The organism is Mesorhizobium sp. M0772 (assembly GCF_040320135.1).
Classification (GTDB): Bacteria; Pseudomonadota; Alphaproteobacteria; order Rhizobiales; family Rhizobiaceae; genus Mesorhizobium.
Map to the genome: position 1 here is coordinate 94,552 of NZ_JAMYPB010000007.1, position 14,122 is coordinate 108,673.

A 14,122-nucleotide genomic window follows, 5' to 3' on the forward strand; every position below is an offset into this window, starting at 1 on the left:
TGTTTCAGCTTTTCAGGAATGTCGTGAGGGCCTCGATGACGCCGCGATTGGCTTCTTCGGTGCCGACGCTCATGCGAAGCGCATTGGGAAAGCCATAGCCGGTAACGCGCCGCAATATATAGCCGCGCTGGGTGAGGTAGTCGTCCGCCGCCTCAGCCGAATGCTTCTTGTCGTCGGGAAAGTGGATGAGGACGAAATTGCCGACGCTGGGCGTCACGCGCAGCCCAAGCTTCGTCAGTTCTTCATTCAACCAGGTAAGCCAGGTCTCGTTGTGCAACGAACTGCGCTCGACATGGGCGCGGTCGCGGATGGCGGCAATGCCGGCCTCGATCGCTGTTGCGTTAACGTTGAAAGGGCCGCGGATGCGGTTGATGGCATCGACGATGTGCAGTGGGCCATACATCCAGCCGATGCGCGCGCCGCCAAGGCCAAGCTTGGAGAAGGTGCGGGTCATGACCACATTCTGTGCGCTGCCCGCCAGCTCGATGCCGGCCTCATAGTCATTGCGCCTGACATATTCGGCATAGGCCGCGTCGAGCACCAGAAGCACGTTGCCCGGGAGAGCGGAATGCAGGCGGCGGACCTCCTGGAACGGCAGATAGGTTCCGGTCGGATTGTTGGGATTGGCGAGGAAGATGATTTTGGTCCGCGGTGTCACCGCGGCCAGGATCGCGTCGACGTCGGCGCGTTCCTCGGTTTCCTTGATCGTCACCGGTGTCCCGCCGGCCGACTGGATGTAGATCTTGTAGATCATGAAGGCGTGTTCGGTGATGATGGCCTCATCGCCGGCCGCCAGATAGGTCTGCGCCAGCAGGCCCAAAATCTCGTCGGAACCGTTGGAGCAGATGATGTTTGCCGGGTTGAGGCCATGCACCTCGGCGATCGCCTCGCGCAGCCGGCGGGCGGTGCCGTCGGGATAGACATCGAGCTTGCTGGCCACTTCGCGCGCGGCCTCGATCGCCTTCGGCGACGGGCCGAGCGGGTTCTCGTTCGACGACAATTTATGGACCTTGGCGACGCCGGCCGGTGCCGTGCTCTTGCCCGGCACATAGGCGTCGATGTCCATAATGCCCGCGCGGGGAGTCGGCCGTGCCTTGTCCGCTGTCTTGTCCATGTCGCAAATCCATCAAGAATGCCTCCGTCCGGAGGCCGCAGCGGAAATACAAGCCGTAGCCGCGAATGTCGAGAGGCGGGCAATAGCTGGCCGTTGACGCCGGGCCGCACGAGTTCTAGAAGAACGCAACAGTTCCGTGGTGATTTGGCCGGTCGGCTTGCAGCCACGTTAAACAACTCGCTAAAGGGCCGTTTGCGTGACGTAACCGGCTTTGCGATCGCATTGCCGGTTTTTTATTGCCTGACGGCGGGCAAGGAGAGTCACATGGCCGCGCTCCGCGCTACAAAAACCAACAACGAGGCCGACAACCCGTCGAGCCCTGTGTTGCGTTTTGGCCCTGACAAGCCGCTGAAGCTCGACGCCGGCACGCTTTTGTCGCCGTTCCAGATCGCCTACCAGACATATGGCGCCCTCAACGATGCCCGCACCAACGCCATCCTGGTCTGCCACGCGCTGACCGGCGACCAGCATGTCGCCAGCACCAATCCGGTGACCGGCAAGCCCGGCTGGTGGGAAGTGCTGATCGGTCCCGGCAAGATCATCGACACCAACCGCTTCTTCGTCATTTGCTCCAACGTCATCGGCGGCTGCCTCGGCTCCACCGGTCCGGCCTCGACCAATCCCGCCACCGGCAAGCCCTACGGCCTCGACCTGCCAATCATCACCATCCGCGACATGGTGCGGGCGCAATTGATGCTGGTCGACCATTTCGGCATCGAAAAGCTGTTTTGCGTGCTCGGCGGCTCGATGGGCGGCATGCAGGTGCTGGAATGGGCATCGTGCTATTCCGAGCGCGTCTTCTCGGCCCTGCCGATCGCCACAGGCGCACGCCATTCCTCGCAGAACATCGCCTTCCACGAGGTCGGCCGCCAGGCTGTCATGGCTGATCCGGACTGGCATGGCGGCAAATATTTCGAGCACGGCAAGCGCCCGGAAAAGGGGCTCGCCGTGGCGCGCATGGCCGCCCACATCACCTATCTGTCGGAAGCCGCCCTGCATCGGAAATTCGGCCGCAATCTGCAGGACCGCGAAGCGCTGACCTTCGGTTTCGACGCAGATTTCCAGATCGAAAGCTATCTGCGCCACCAGGGCATGACATTCGTCGACCGCTTCGACGCCAACTCCTACCTCTACATGACCCGTTCGATGGATTATTTCGACCTCGCCGCCGACCATGGCGGCCGGTTGGCAGATGCCTTTGCCGGGACCAAGACCCGCTTCTGCCTGGTGTCCTTCACCTCGGACTGGTTGTTCCCGACCGAGGAGAGCCGCTCGATCGTGCATGCGCTCAACGCCGCCGGCGCCTCCGTCTCCTTCGTCGAGATCGACACCGACCGCGGCCATGATGCCTTCCTGCTCGATGAACCCGAACTGTTTGCCGCCATCAAGGGCTTCATCGGCTCGGCGGCCCGCGCAAGGGGGCTCGCCTCATGAGCGTCAATGGCAGCCAGCGCGTCGACCTCGAAGTCGTGGCCAACCTGATACCGCCGCAGTCGCGGGTGCTCGATGTCGGCTCCGGCGACGGCCTGCTGCTCGAACTCCTGCAGGAGACCAAGCAGGTCGACGGCCGCGGGCTGGAGCTGTCACAGCGCGGCGTCAATGAATGCGTTGCGCGCGGCCTCTCGGTCATCCAGGGCGATGCCGACACCGACCTCGAATTCTATCCGGACAAGGGTTTTGACTTCGTCGTCCTGTCACAGACGCTGCAGGCGACCCGCAACCCGAAGCTGGTGCTCGACGAGCTGCTGCGAATCGGCAACCGCGCCATCGTCTCCTTCCCCAATTTCGGCCACTGGCGGGTGCGGCTGTCGCTGTTCGTCAAGGGCCGGATGCCGGTAACCGCGGACCTGCCCTATTCCTGGTACGACACGCCCAACATCCATTTCTGCACCATCCGCGACTTCGTCAATCTGGTCGAGGAACTCGGCGCTTCGGTCGAGAAAGCCACCGCGCTCGACGGCAACGGCCAGAAGATCGGCCTGTCGATGCCATGGTGGTTCTGGAATTTCTTCGGCCAGCAAGCGGTGTTCTTGCTGAAGCGGTAGTTTGCCCCTATTCCAGCACGTTCGTCGCCTTGTGCGGGTGCTGAACGCCATCGGCGATGATCACATCGGCGTGGGAGTTGTCGGTGCGCAAGGCCAGAATCACCCGATAGGCTGATGAATCGTACCAGCCCCACGCATGCGCCCTGTCCGGAAACTCGATGACGATCAGATGCCCGGGCCATTCGTTTTCGACCACGTCCATGTCGCCGCCGTGGACAAGGAAGCGGCCGCCGAACGGCTCCAATGTGGCGTCGATCCTCTGCAGATACTCGACAATCTGCGGGCCCATTGTGACTTGACGCATATGGGCGACGGCGTAGGCGGCCATGGCTGAACTCCCTGTGAGATCGAAGCCCGACGACCGGCTTCGTTGGCGCAATCTGCAGACATGATGGCCATCGGTCGATTACGTCTGGGGTAATCGGCCGGCTTACCGGCGTCCTGGCTCAACAGTTTGTGATGACATTGCCGCTGGTTTTTTGTAGCGTCGAATCGAATGCCATCCCGGGGTAAGGCTTGGACGGCGACCATCAAAACCTCCGGCCTCCAGGCATTTCGGGGCACAATCGAAGCAACATGTCCAAGGCAACCGACCTCGCTCCGCTGATCTCGGTGATCACACCGACGCACAATCGCCGCAGCAAGGTGGTGCGCGCCGTGGAGAGCGTGCTGGCGCAGAATTTTCCCCGGTTCGAACACATTGTCGTCGATGACGGCTCGACCGACGGTACGGCAGCCGCACTTGCCGAAATCCGCGATCCACGGCTGATCTATGTTGGCTCGAAATGGCGCGGCGCCAATGCCGCCCGCAATGCCGGCATCGAGCGGGCGCAGGCGCCGGTGGTGACATTCCTCGATTCCGACGACGTCTATTTGCCGGATCGCCTGGCGCGGACGCTGGAGCAGTTCGACAACAATCCCTCGCTCGAAGTGCTGATCAGTTCCTTCGTGTCGCTGAAGGGCAATCGCCGCACCAACTGCGTCAACCGCGAAGCGCTGCTGAGCCGCGACTCGCTGGAGCGGGCCCTTGTCGCGCAGACCATCTTCATTGCCGGGTCGGCAATCACCGCCCGGCGCGAGTCGCTGCTGGCCATCGGCGGCTACGACAGTGACGTCACGCGCATGCAGGATCGCGAATTGTTGCTGCGCTTTGCCCGTCGCAGCGGCGCGCAGCTGTCCGAAGTGATCGACTGGAAAAAGTACAACTCGGAGAATTCGATCTCCGGTCGCCGGGACGGCTATGTCGAAGCCTATGCGAGCTTGATCGACAAGCACCCCTATATCGCCGACCGCTACCCCTACATTCCGCCTTACATGATCGCCCGGCAGCTCATCGCCGATGCACTCAAGGGCAGGGTTTCGCAGGCGTTCTCCGGCTATATGGCCAACCGGTCGTCGAAGGCGCTTGGCTATTCGCTGCCGCAGCTGTTGCGTGGCTATGTCGGCGGCCGGCGCTGGCGCCGCGATCTCTATGCCGAATTTCGCGACAAATACGGTGCACGGCCGGCCTGAAGTTTGCCGACAAGCCGCGCAGCGGCTTTCCCCTCCGAACTGCCTCAAACCTCATTTGTCGAGTTCCGGCAGATATGGGTCGGAATATAGCCGCCGGTCGCGTTCGCCCTGCAGGCAGTCCATGGGTGCGGCGGCATCGATCGGGACCACGGTCGCATCGGCGATGCCGCTCACCTCCAGGATCAACTTGCGGCGTATGGCGGTGGCGAATTCCGAGGCCGCATAGATCGGCAACACGAAGGAGCCGGGCCCACCGGTGACGCAGTCGTCATAATACTGGTCGAGATGGCTGAAGGTCGGCGACGGGCTGATCAGGATCGGCAGGCCGTTGATGACGATGCCCTTGGCCACCGCCGCATCGCGTGTCGTGGCGACGGGCAGCCCGGTGTTGTTGGGACCGTCGCCGGAAATGTCGATGACGCTGCGTGGCGCATCGAACCCCGTGCCCTCGAACAGCCCGGCGCCGAAGGCAAGCGCACCGGAAATCGAGGTGCCGCGAAAGCTGCGGAACGGCCGCGCTTCTATTCTGTCGGCGAAGGCGTTGGCGCTCTCTGCGCTGTCGATCACCTGCCAAGCGATGACGCCATCCTCGCGCACGACGCCCGCCCATTCGAAATAGGCAAGCGCGATGCGCCCGGTGGTTCCCGAGCGCACGGCCTTGATGAAATCGGGATGCCTGAGCGCCTCGACATAGCCAGCGCGCTGCAGCGCGAACTCCCTCTCGTCCATCGACTGTGAGATGTCGACGGCCAGCACCAGTTCAACATCCACGGCAACGGCCGGGGCAGCCACGGGCGTGGTGCAGGCAAGGCAGGCAAGCAGGCCGAGCGCATCGAGCATGGCCGCACCACGGATGTTTCGACCCGTGAATCTTCGCCGCGATCGCGGCGAAATAAAGCCCCTTCTACTTCTTTCGCCGCACGGCCGCTTTCGGCGGCGGGTCGATGGCGCCGGTCCTGACTCGGGCGGGTTTCAGTGGCGCAGCACCCGTATCCTTCACGATGTTCAATGCGCGTGGAAAGAAATGACCATTGTGCAGTCCGCGCCCGATGTTGAGGATCGCGGTCTCCGGCAGGCGTTTCTCCAGCATGGACAGTACCCTTCGCAGCGAAGGACCATCGAACGCGTCCATCGCTTCGTCGATGATCACCCATTTCGGCTGCCGCAAGGCCAGCCTGGCGAAGGCCAGCGACCGCTGTTCGTCATCGTTGAGTTCACGCTCCCACCGTGCGGAACGGTCGAGCGAGGATGACAGCCGCTCGAGCCCGACCTCGGCCAGTATCGCCCCAAAATCAGCATCGCCAGCCGGCGCCGAGCCATTCGGATGCAGCACTTCGCGTAACGTGCCGGCAGGAAAATACGGAACACGCGGCACGAAAATCGGCGTTTCTCCGGCCGGCAAGCCGATCCGCCCGCTGCCCCAGGGCCAAAGGCCGGCAACGGCGCGGAAGAACAATGTCTTGCCGGCGCCTGGGTCGCCGGTGATCATGACGCGCTCGCCGGGATGGATCTCGACATGGCTGTCTGAAAGTTTGGTGCAGCCCTCCGGCGAGGCCACTTGGAGCTTCTCGAAGGTCAGGCTGCCATTGGCGTTGTCGCCGAATTCGATGCGCTTTTCCTTGTCGTGCAGCACATCGGTTTCATCGAGCGCGATGCGGAAGTCGGCAACGCGCATCAGCGTGGCGCGCCAGTCGGCTATGCCGCCGATATTGTTGATGAACCAGCGCAGCGACGAGTGCACCTGGTTGAAGGCGCCGACCGCCATCATCAACCCGCCAAAGCTGATATCGCCTGAAAAATAGACCGGCGATGCCACAAGGATCGGCGCCACCACGGTGATCCAGCCATAGGTATCGGTCACCCAGGAAAGGTTGATTTGCGCTTTGTAGATGTTTCGCATCGCGCCCAGCACCGTGCCAAGGTCGATTTCGAGCCGTCTCTTGGCATCGGCTTCGCCGTGATAGAGCGCGATGGCGTCGACATTCTCGTTGACGCGCACCATCCCGGAACGCAGCTCGGCCTCGCGGGTGTAGCGGTCGCTGTTGAGGCGGATCAGCGGCCGCCCGACCAGCCAACTCAGCCAGGAGGCGATGCCGGCATAGAGGAACGCGGCCCAGACCATGTAGCCCGGTATCGCCAGCGACCAGCCGTTGATGTGGAAGACGAAGCCCGACGAGAGTTGCCAAAGCACGCCGACGAACGACACCAGCAGGATGAAGGATTGCAGCAGGCCGACGCCGAGGTCCGTCGACAGATCGGACAGATGCGCGGCATCCTGCTGCATGCGCTGGTCGGGATTGACGCCGATGGCGCCGGCATTGGCGAGCCGGAAGGCCCGCGCCGGCCGCATCCATTGGTCGATCAGGTCGAGCGTCAGCGCCTCGCGCAGCTTCAGCCGGATCATCTGGTTGAGCCAGGTCTGAGCGATGTTGAGCAGCAGCAGCGTGCCGGCAATCACGGCAAAGATCATCAGCTGATGCAGGAAGGCCGCCATGTCGCGACGCGCCAGCGCATCGTAGAAAGGCTGGTTCCAGCGGTTGAGCAGAACCTGGCCGATCGACGTGGCGACGATGACCGCCATAATGCCGACCGACGTCCAGACCAGCCACTTGCGCACCGGTGAGCCTACCAGCGCCCGTTTGATCGTCGCCACCTGATCGCGCAGGCTGCTGGCTTCGACGGTTGCCGGCTGAGCGGTGGCGGACTTGTCCGGTTGATCAGCCATGCACGAGGTCCTTGCGTTCAGAAGCGTTGCTGAACCAGATGGAGAGACTTGAAGGCATCCGCCGCTCAAACGGACCGCGAATGCATCTGCGACAGATAGGTGGGAAAAACCCACGCAACACCAGTTTTCATGATGATCACGAAGGTGTCACCTGACGCGTCGTCGATGTCACCCCTTCCGCCCGGCGGCCAAGCCGCGTCGCACCGTGCGGTGACAGTACCGGCACGAAGACACGGCGCGAGGCGCGCTGCGCGACCGGCACGCCCTGATAGAGCCGCTTCTGCGCCTCGACCACGATGACGCCGGAAAAGATCGGCCAGAACCGCCGGCCGGCGCGCTCCAGCACATTGTGGAACCGCATCATGAAGCGCCGCGGCGATGGCGGGAAGAACAGCGCGTCGGACCAGGAAGCCGGTGTGAAATTCGCCTCGCGCAGCAATTCTGTCAGCTGGCCGCGCGAGAACGGCCGGCCATTGCCGAACGGCGTGTGCTCGAACCGCGCCCAGACACCGCGCCGGTTGGGCACGACGATGACGACGCGCCCTGCCGGCGACAGCACCCGCCAGATCTCGTTCAGCGTCTCGCGCGGGTTTTCGACATGTTCGAGCGAATGCACGAGCAGCATGCGGTCGATGCAGGAATCGACCAGCGGCAATTCCTCGTCGAAGACCAGCGCCGTAGCCGTCGGCCCGTTCGCCGGCCAGACGACGGCGCCTTGCGTAGCAGGCATGAAGGCAAACACCCGCTCGGCATCGGTGCCGAACCGCTCCAGCCACGGCAAGGTATAGCCGAGCCCGACCAGCCGCTCATTGGGCACTGTTGCCCATATTGAGGACAGCGCCATGGTGATCGAGCGTTCAGCCAGGCGGCCGAGCGTGGTCGAATAGAAGGAGCGGAGATCGACGATATCGGAATGCATGCGCGGGACGGTAGCTGCGATGCCGCCCAAGTTCAACAAAGCCGGCACGTTCTGCAAAGCTAGATGACATCAGCGGCCAAGCGCCCTATGTCTGCGCCAACAGATGGAGAGATGCCAATGCCCGTCGAAATCGAACAGTTCATGTGCCGCAGCGACAATTTCGGCGTGCTGGTGCATGACCCGAAAAGCGGCGAGACCGCCATTATCGACGCACCCGAAGAAGCGCCGATCATTGCCGCTATCGAGCGTACCGGCTGGAAGCCGACAATGATCCTGACCACCCACCACCATGTCGACCATGTCGAGGCCAATCTGGCGCTGAAGGAGCGCTTCAAGCTGCGCATCGTCGGACCGGAGGCGGAAAAGGAAAAGATCCCCGGCATCGACGAGACCGTCGGGCAAGGCTCGGTCGTCCATCTCGGCGGTGAGCGGATCGATGTCATCGCCACGCCCGGCCACACTGCGGGCCATGTCTCCTATCATTTTCCGGCCTCGAAAGTGGCGTTCACCGCCGACACTTTGTTCGCGCTCGGCTGCGGCCGGCTGTTCGAATGCAAGCCGCCGGTGATGTATGAGTCGCTGAAGAAGCTCGCCGCACTCCCGGCCGACACGGTCATCTATTGCGGCCATGAGTATACGCTTTCGAACGCCCGCTTTGCGTTGACCGTCGACCCGACCAATTCGACGCTGAAAGAACGCGCCGCCAAGATCGAGACCCTGCGCGCCGACAACAAGGCGACGCTGCCGACAACGATCGGCGAGGAATTGTCGACCAATCCGTTCCTGCGCTGGCACGACCCGGCGATCCGCAAGCATCTCGGTATGGAGGCGGCCTCCGACGCCGAAGTGTTCGCGGAAATCCGCAAGCGCAAGGACAATTTCTGAGCATCATTCCGGGATCAGCCATGACCAGCGCCGCTGAAATCATCGCCACGCTCGGCCTCAAGCCACATCCGGAAGGCGGCTGGTATGCCGAGACCTTTCGCGACGGCGCCGGGCGCGGCCATTCGACGGCGATCTATTTCCTCCTTGAACAGGACCAGATTTCGGCCTGGCACCGGGTCAAGGACGCGGCCGAGGTCTGGCACTTCCATGCCGGAGCGCCGCTGGCGCTGTCGATGTGCGAGGAAGGTAGTCCAATGCTTAACCAGGTGATCGAGCAGGTGCTCGGCATTGAGCTTGCGGCGGGCGAGCGGCCGCAGATCGTCGTGCCGGCCGGCTGGTGGCAATCGGCGCGCAGCCTCGGCGAATGGACGTTGGTCGGCTGCACCGTGGCGCCGGGCTTCGACTTCGCCGCGTTTGAAATGGCCGAGCCGGGCTGGCAGCCTTAGGCCAGAAGAAAACCAAGAGTTATGCAGAGCTGGGCGGCATAGTAGAGCACCCAGACCGCATAACGGATGCCGGCGCGATAGGGTGCTATTGCCGGAACCAGGAATTTCTCCGTGGCAAGCAGCCCGTCCGATGCCATGAACATAACAGCGCCGCCGATGACCCACGGATTGGCGAGCGTCAACGCCGAGATGCCCATCGCCAGAATGGCCGCGATATAGATGGCGATCGGCACCCGCAGGCCGGGACTGACACGGCGCCAGAGCGCCGCCAGCATGACGACTGCGAAGGCCGCCATGGCAAGCGCGATGGCGCCGCGCCATGTCTCGGTGCTGAGCACATCCAGCCCGCCGCCGCCGAGCAGGAAGAGCGGCACATAGAGGACATGCGCCGCAAGGAAGCTGGCCAGCCCGCCGAGGAAGGCCTTTTCGCCGTCACGCGACAGGAAGGCATCGCCGACGGCGCTGAGCGCCAGCGCAGAGACGAGCAACAGCGGCCCACCTTGCATGAAGGCCAGCGCCGCAAGCATGGCCACGGCCAGCGTCTTTGCCGCCGAGTGGGCCAGCGTCGGCCGCATGTCCAGGGTGAAGGCGTAGATCACCGCCGCCACCAGCGAAAAAATCAATGTTGCATTTGCGTTGGCGTCGATGCCGCCGGCAAACGGCATCGTCATGCGCTTGCCCCGCCAGTTGCCGCCTTGCGCAGGAACAACGATTTCGCCGCCAGCGCCGCGCCGCCGGTGATCAGTACGCAGGCCGCCAGGATACGCAGCGACGGCTCGGCAACGCCCGCCGCGATCAGCACCAATGTCGACAGCAGTGGCGCCGCATAGCTTGCCGCGCCGAGCACCTGGATGTTGCCTCTTTTGACGCCGATATCCCAGGCGTAGAAGGCGGCACCCACCGGCATCAACCCCAAACCAACCACCGCCAGCCACTGGCCGGGGCCATCGGGCAGCACCGTCTTTTCCAGCAGAAGATGGCAGATGAGGGACAGGGCTGCCGTGGCGGCGCAGAACCAGGTGACGATTGAGGTCGGCACCGCCGGAAAGCGCCGCGACAGCAGCGAATAGGACGACCACAGCAGCGCACAGACGGCCGCCATCGCATAGCCGAAGGTGTAGCGAGCATCGAAGGCGAGGCCGCCACCCTTGGTGACGATCAGCACGGTCCCGGCGAGCCCGAGCAGCGCGCCGACGACATGGTTCCAGGCCAGCTTCTCGCCCGGCATCAGCGCTGATCCCAGCACGATCAGCAGCGGCCACAGATAGGCGATCAGGCTTGCCTCCACCGCCGGCGCGTTGCGCAGCGCGGTGAAATAGAAGAAATGGTAGCCGAACAGTCCGGCAATGCCGATCACCCAGACCTGGCGTGGGATCTTCAGGCTTTTATCGGTCGCCGGCATGAACAGCCGGGCAACCAGCCCGACCGCGGTGCCGATGGTGAAGGTGATGGCCGAGAGCAAGAATGGCGGCACGGCGCCCGACGCATCGGTGAGCAACGCCAGCAGCGCCCACATGGCGACCGCCGAGAAACCGATCAGTGTTGCGCGCCCCATGCCCGTCTCCGGCGACTCGCCCCATTTCTATTCGGGTGGGCGCGTCTATTCAGTAGCTTCGAACCGCCCCGCGCTGACAGTCAAGGTGCCGATCTGCGTCCCGACCGTGGCGTGGATCGGCGCATATATGCCGGTTTGGCCGAGCGGTGCAAACGTCACCATCATCTGGCTCTTCTTCTTCAGGTAATTCAGCGCCTTGCGGCCCTTGCGGTAGCCTGCCACCGGCTCGAAGCTCATCTTGCAGGTAACGGTGTCGCCCTTGTAGCCCTTGACCGAGATCGATCCTTTCGAGGCGTAGGTCAGCGTCAGGTCGGCGCGCATCTCGCCGTCATAGAATTTCACCTTGCGCCCGCAGACCTGGTCGAGGCTGTCGGCATGGATAACGGTAGCCGCCATGGGATCGAGCACAGATGCCAGATCGTTGCTGCCCAGCGGTATCCAGTTTTTGGGATTGCGCTTTTTCGGTTCGGGAATGACCTGGGTGGCGGTCACCGCGCCATTGGCAAAGCGGATATCGACCATGGAAGCCTTCTTACCGGACTTATAATCGGCGCGAAATACCTGCGGCTGCATCTGCTTGCCCAGAATCTTGCCCTTTGACGAGATCGTGCCGCTCGTGTCGTCGAACAAGGTGGCGAGACCCGCGCTGGAGACGGTGCCGTCTATGGAATAGCTATCGCCTTCGTAGTGGCTGGAAAATGTCGCCTTGGCCACGGAAAGGCCGAGGAACGACACCGTGTATTCGCCCTTGAAGGACTGTGCGGTGGCTGCGGGCGCGGCGGCAAGGGTTGATGTTGGCAAGGCGGCGACAAGTATGGCGACAACGGCATGTGACGGGCGAAGCATGGCGGGCTCGGTCCTTGATTTTTTTAACCGGAGGCGGGCGACTCCGGCTTGAGATGTCCCTGTCCGACCGCTTATAGGCTGAATTCCGGCCTTTATGTGAAACGCTCGTCACAGTCGTGGGCAAGCCGGAGCTTGACGCATTGGCGAAATGCAACTATGGAACGCCAACTTTTCCATAAGGCCGCCTGACTGAAACCGCGCGCCACCCGGCGCGGGCGAACAAGGTTTGGCAGGCTAGACAGAACTGAAGGTTAGAACCATGTCCCGCACCTGCGAACTCACTGCCAAGGCAGTCCAGACCGGCAACAATGTGAGCCACGCCAACAACAAGACCAAGCGCCGCTTCCTGCCGAACCTCGTCAATGTGACGCTGATTTCGGAAGCGCTGAACCAGAATGTGCGCCTGCGCATTTCGGCCAACGCGCTGCGTTCGGTCGAGCATCGCGGCGGCCTCGACGCCTTCCTGGCCAAGGCCGACGCCAAGGAATTGTCGCAGCGCGCGCGGCTGCTGAAGAAGCAGATCGCCAAGAAGCTGGCCGACCAGCCCGCCGCTTAACGATATCAAGGCGGGGGACGACCGCCCTGAGCATCGGAGCAATCCGATGCTCAAAACTTCTAAGGCAGCAGCATCGGAGCAATCCGATGCTCAAAACTTGCAAGGCAGCGCGATCCGGATTTCGGCTAGCGCCTGGCTGGTTCCATTACCCAGGATAAAAAAATGACTTCCTTCTCGCGATATCTGCCCTTTGTGGCCGCCATGGCGCTTGTCGTCGTGGTATCGAACATCCTCGTGCAGTTCCCGATGCAGGGTCAGGCCGGCGGTCTGTCGCTGGCCGACATCCTGACCTGGGGCGCCTTCACCTATCCCTTCTCCTTCCTGGTCACCGACCTTGCCAACCGCCGCTACGGCCCGACGGTGGCGCGCCGCATCGTCCTTGTCGGCTTCATGACCGCGGTGGTCTGCTCGATTCTCGTCCCGCCCTTCCTGTTTCGCCACGGCCTGATCGAGTTCGAGACATCAGCCGACCGGCTGGTGCGCATCGCCGCAGCTTCCGGCGCGGCCTTCCTTTGCGCGCAATTGCTCGACGTCACCGTGTTCAACCGGTTGCGCCGGCAGAGCTGGTGGCGCGCGCCGATCGTCGGCACGCTGGTCGGCTCGGTGTTCGACACCCTGGTGTTCTTCAGCATCGCCTTTTCGGCCGCCTTCGCTTTTGCCGGCCCGAACGACAGTTTTGCGCTGGAGACGGCGCCGCTGATGGGCGTGCTGCCGGTCGAGACCATGCGCTGGGTCTCCTGGGCGCTGGGCGACCTTTCGGTGAAGCTGATCATCGCTGTTGTGGCCCTGATCCCCTACCGGCTGCTCGCCGCCCACTGGAGCCAGCCGGCCGTGGCTGTCTAGGCCGTGATCCCTTGGGTCCAGCTCGGCTCGGCCAAAACGCCTGACGGCGGACAGGAACTGCGCCTTAAGCAGCGCGGCAGCGAATTCTCGATCATGCTCGGCACCAATGAGCTGATGAACAGCCGCCTCAGCGGCTCCGAAGAAGCGCTGGCCAAGCTCTCCTGTGAAAAGATCGGCGGCCGCGCCCAACCGAAAATCCTGATCGGCGGCCTCGGCATGGGTTTTACGCTGCGCGCTGCGCTTGCCCAATTGGGCGCCGACGCAGGCATCACCGTTGCCGAGCTTGTCCCCGCCGTCATCGCCTGGGCGCGCGGCCCCATGGAGGCGGTCTTCGCCGGCTGTCTCGACGATCCCCGTGTGACGGTTCGCGAAGCCGACGTCGGGCACATCATAAGATCCGACAAGGCAGCCTGGGACGCCATCCTGCTCGATGTCGACAATGGCCCCGAAGGCATCGTCTACAAGGGCAACGACGCCCTCTATGGCGCTGCCGGGCTCGGCGCGGCGCGTGCAGCGCTCAGGCCTGGGGGCGTGCTGGCTGTTTGGTCGCAAGGCCCCGATGCCGGCTTCACACTTAGGCTCAAGCAGGCGGGCTTTGTCGTGGACGAGGTGAAGACGCGCGCCAATGGCAAGCGCGGCGCGCGCCACGTCATCTGGATCGCCACCAAGCCTTAGG

At 63.2% G+C, this 14,122-nt stretch carries 16 protein-coding genes and 1 riboswitch; of the genes, 8 read left to right on the forward strand and 8 right to left on the reverse strand.

Going from position 1 to position 14,122, the window contains the following annotated elements; genetic code table 11:
• Window positions 1–4: 4 nt before the first annotated feature.
• The gene (gene hisC, locus NKI06_RS06915) at window positions 5–1,114 is read right to left on the reverse strand and encodes a histidinol-phosphate transaminase (RefSeq protein WP_352984598.1); all 1,110 of its coding nucleotides are present in this window, start codon (window positions 1,112–1,114) and stop codon (window positions 5–7) included.
• Window positions 1,115–1,240: 126 nt separating this feature from the next.
• A riboswitch (SAM riboswitch) is annotated at window positions 1,241–1,318 on the forward strand.
• A 60-nt stretch (window positions 1,319–1,378) separates the two neighbouring features.
• Between hisC and metX the strand changes: the two genes are divergently transcribed.
• A complete protein-coding gene (gene metX / locus NKI06_RS06920) occupies window positions 1,379–2,548 on the forward strand; it encodes a homoserine O-acetyltransferase MetX (protein WP_023685352.1) in 1,170 nt (389 codons plus the stop codon).
• A complete protein-coding gene (gene metW, locus NKI06_RS06925; RefSeq protein ID WP_023685353.1) occupies window positions 2,545–3,159 on the forward strand; it encodes a methionine biosynthesis protein MetW in 615 nt (204 codons plus the stop codon). Before metX ends, metW begins: the two co-directional genes overlap by 4 nt.
• A 7-nt stretch (window positions 3,160–3,166) precedes the next feature.
• Here the strand turns inward: metW and NKI06_RS06930 are convergent, their stop codons facing one another.
• Window positions 3,167–3,487 carry a DUF1330 domain-containing protein gene (locus tag NKI06_RS06930; protein WP_023735197.1) on the reverse strand — a complete coding sequence of 107 codons (321 nt, stop codon included), beginning with the start codon at window positions 3,485–3,487 and terminating at the stop codon, window positions 3,167–3,169.
• A 248-nt stretch (window positions 3,488–3,735) separates the two neighbouring features.
• Between NKI06_RS06930 and NKI06_RS06935 the strand changes: the two genes are divergently transcribed.
• The gene (locus NKI06_RS06935) at window positions 3,736–4,671 is read left to right on the forward strand and encodes a glycosyltransferase family 2 protein (RefSeq protein WP_023673297.1); all 936 of its coding nucleotides are present in this window, start codon (window positions 3,736–3,738) and stop codon (window positions 4,669–4,671) included.
• A 51-nt stretch (window positions 4,672–4,722) separates the two neighbouring features.
• Here NKI06_RS06935 and NKI06_RS06940 read toward each other — a convergent pair whose 3' ends face one another.
• The 3 genes from NKI06_RS06940 to NKI06_RS06950 all read right to left on the reverse strand — a co-directional run bounded on the left by NKI06_RS06940 (window position 4,723) and on the right by NKI06_RS06950 (window position 8,315).
• Window positions 4,723–5,511, reverse strand: coding sequence for a DUF1194 domain-containing protein (locus NKI06_RS06940; RefSeq protein ID WP_023685356.1), 789 nt, complete (start codon window positions 5,509–5,511; stop codon window positions 4,723–4,725).
• A gap of 64 nt (window positions 5,512–5,575) precedes the next feature.
• Window positions 5,576–7,396 (reverse strand): ABC transporter ATP-binding protein/permease, encoded by a 1,821-nt coding sequence (locus tag NKI06_RS06945; RefSeq protein ID WP_352984601.1) that lies wholly within the window; start codon window positions 7,394–7,396, stop codon window positions 5,576–5,578.
• 136 nt (window positions 7,397–7,532) lie between these two features.
• A complete protein-coding gene (locus NKI06_RS06950) occupies window positions 7,533–8,315 on the reverse strand; it encodes a class I SAM-dependent methyltransferase (RefSeq protein WP_023670688.1) in 783 nt (260 codons plus the stop codon).
• Window positions 8,316–8,432: 117 nt separating this feature from the next.
• Between NKI06_RS06950 and gloB the strand changes: the two genes are divergently transcribed.
• Window positions 8,433–9,200 carry a hydroxyacylglutathione hydrolase gene (gene gloB / locus NKI06_RS06955; protein WP_352984603.1) on the forward strand — a complete coding sequence of 256 codons (768 nt, stop codon included), beginning with the start codon at window positions 8,433–8,435 and terminating at the stop codon, window positions 9,198–9,200.
• A 20-nt stretch (window positions 9,201–9,220) separates the two neighbouring features.
• Window positions 9,221–9,646, forward strand: a complete 426-nt coding sequence (locus tag NKI06_RS06960) for a cupin domain-containing protein (RefSeq protein ID WP_023706325.1) — start codon at window positions 9,221–9,223, stop codon at window positions 9,644–9,646.
• On the opposite strand, the gene NKI06_RS06965 is transcribed toward NKI06_RS06960, so the two are convergent.
• Genes NKI06_RS06965 through NKI06_RS06975 form a run of 3 tightly spaced genes read right to left on the reverse strand, consistent with a single transcriptional unit; the run spans window position 9,643 to window position 12,047 of the window.
• Window positions 9,643–10,317, reverse strand: coding sequence for a lysoplasmalogenase family protein (locus NKI06_RS06965; RefSeq protein ID WP_023711709.1), 675 nt, complete (start codon window positions 10,315–10,317; stop codon window positions 9,643–9,645). The two genes, NKI06_RS06960 and NKI06_RS06965, sit on opposite strands and share 4 nt — an antisense overlap.
• Window positions 10,314–11,201 (reverse strand): aromatic amino acid exporter YddG, encoded by an 888-nt coding sequence (gene yddG / locus NKI06_RS06970; RefSeq protein ID WP_023670684.1) that lies wholly within the window; start codon window positions 11,199–11,201, stop codon window positions 10,314–10,316. The genes NKI06_RS06965 and yddG overlap by 4 nt, the downstream gene beginning before the upstream one ends.
• A gap of 45 nt (window positions 11,202–11,246) precedes the next feature.
• A complete protein-coding gene (locus tag NKI06_RS06975; protein ID WP_023711708.1) occupies window positions 11,247–12,047 on the reverse strand; it encodes a DUF3108 domain-containing protein in 801 nt (266 codons plus the stop codon).
• Between the two features lie 259 nt (window positions 12,048–12,306).
• On the opposite strand from NKI06_RS06975, the gene rpmB reads away from it, so the two are divergent.
• The 3 genes from rpmB (at window position 12,307) to NKI06_RS06990 (ending at window position 14,121) form a co-directional block, all read left to right on the forward strand.
• Complete coding sequence (gene rpmB / locus NKI06_RS06980) at window positions 12,307–12,603, forward strand: 50S ribosomal protein L28 (RefSeq protein ID WP_023670682.1); 297 nt, start codon at window positions 12,307–12,309, stop codon at window positions 12,601–12,603.
• Window positions 12,604–12,765: 162 nt separating this feature from the next.
• Window positions 12,766–13,446: a queuosine precursor transporter gene (locus NKI06_RS06985; RefSeq protein ID WP_352984606.1), complete on the forward strand. Its 681-nt coding sequence runs from the start codon at window positions 12,766–12,768 to the stop codon at window positions 13,444–13,446.
• A gap of 3 nt (window positions 13,447–13,449) precedes the next feature.
• On the forward strand, window positions 13,450–14,121 hold the full coding sequence (locus tag NKI06_RS06990) for a polyamine aminopropyltransferase (protein WP_023711706.1): 672 nt from the start codon (window positions 13,450–13,452) through the stop codon (window positions 14,119–14,121).
• Window position 14,122 lies beyond the last annotated feature (1 nt).

Excerpts from the sequence above, each read along its gene's own strand:
- NKI06_RS06965 (WP_023711709.1), bottom strand. The coding sequence starts at position 10,317 with ATGACGATGCCGTTTGCCGGCGGCATCGACGCCAACGCAAATGCAACA.
- yddG (WP_023670684.1), bottom strand. The coding sequence starts at position 11,201 with ATGGGGCGCGCAACACTGATCGGTTTCTCGGCGGTCGCCATGTGGGCG.
- NKI06_RS06930 (WP_023735197.1), bottom strand. The coding sequence starts at position 3,487 with ATGGCCGCCTACGCCGTCGCCCATATGCGTCAAGTCACAATGGGCCCG.
- metW (WP_023685353.1), top strand. The coding sequence starts at position 2,545 with ATGAGCGTCAATGGCAGCCAGCGCGTCGACCTCGAAGTCGTGGCCAAC.
- NKI06_RS06945 (WP_352984601.1), bottom strand. The coding sequence starts at position 7,396 with ATGGCTGATCAACCGGACAAGTCCGCCACCGCTCAGCCGGCAACCGTC.
- NKI06_RS06935 (WP_023673297.1), top strand. The coding sequence starts at position 3,736 with ATGTCCAAGGCAACCGACCTCGCTCCGCTGATCTCGGTGATCACACCG.
- rpmB (WP_023670682.1), top strand. The coding sequence starts at position 12,307 with ATGTCCCGCACCTGCGAACTCACTGCCAAGGCAGTCCAGACCGGCAAC.
- metX (WP_023685352.1), top strand. The coding sequence starts at position 1,379 with ATGGCCGCGCTCCGCGCTACAAAAACCAACAACGAGGCCGACAACCCG.
- NKI06_RS06960 (WP_023706325.1), top strand. The coding sequence starts at position 9,221 with ATGACCAGCGCCGCTGAAATCATCGCCACGCTCGGCCTCAAGCCACAT.
- NKI06_RS06950 (WP_023670688.1), bottom strand. The coding sequence starts at position 8,315 with ATGCATTCCGATATCGTCGATCTCCGCTCCTTCTATTCGACCACGCTC.
- NKI06_RS06985 (WP_352984606.1), top strand. The coding sequence starts at position 12,766 with ATGACTTCCTTCTCGCGATATCTGCCCTTTGTGGCCGCCATGGCGCTT.
- NKI06_RS06975 (WP_023711708.1), bottom strand. The coding sequence starts at position 12,047 with ATGCTTCGCCCGTCACATGCCGTTGTCGCCATACTTGTCGCCGCCTTG.
- hisC (WP_352984598.1), bottom strand. The coding sequence starts at position 1,114 with ATGGACAAGACAGCGGACAAGGCACGGCCGACTCCCCGCGCGGGCATT.
- NKI06_RS06940 (WP_023685356.1), bottom strand. The coding sequence starts at position 5,511 with ATGCTCGATGCGCTCGGCCTGCTTGCCTGCCTTGCCTGCACCACGCCC.
- gloB (WP_352984603.1), top strand. The coding sequence starts at position 8,433 with ATGCCCGTCGAAATCGAACAGTTCATGTGCCGCAGCGACAATTTCGGC.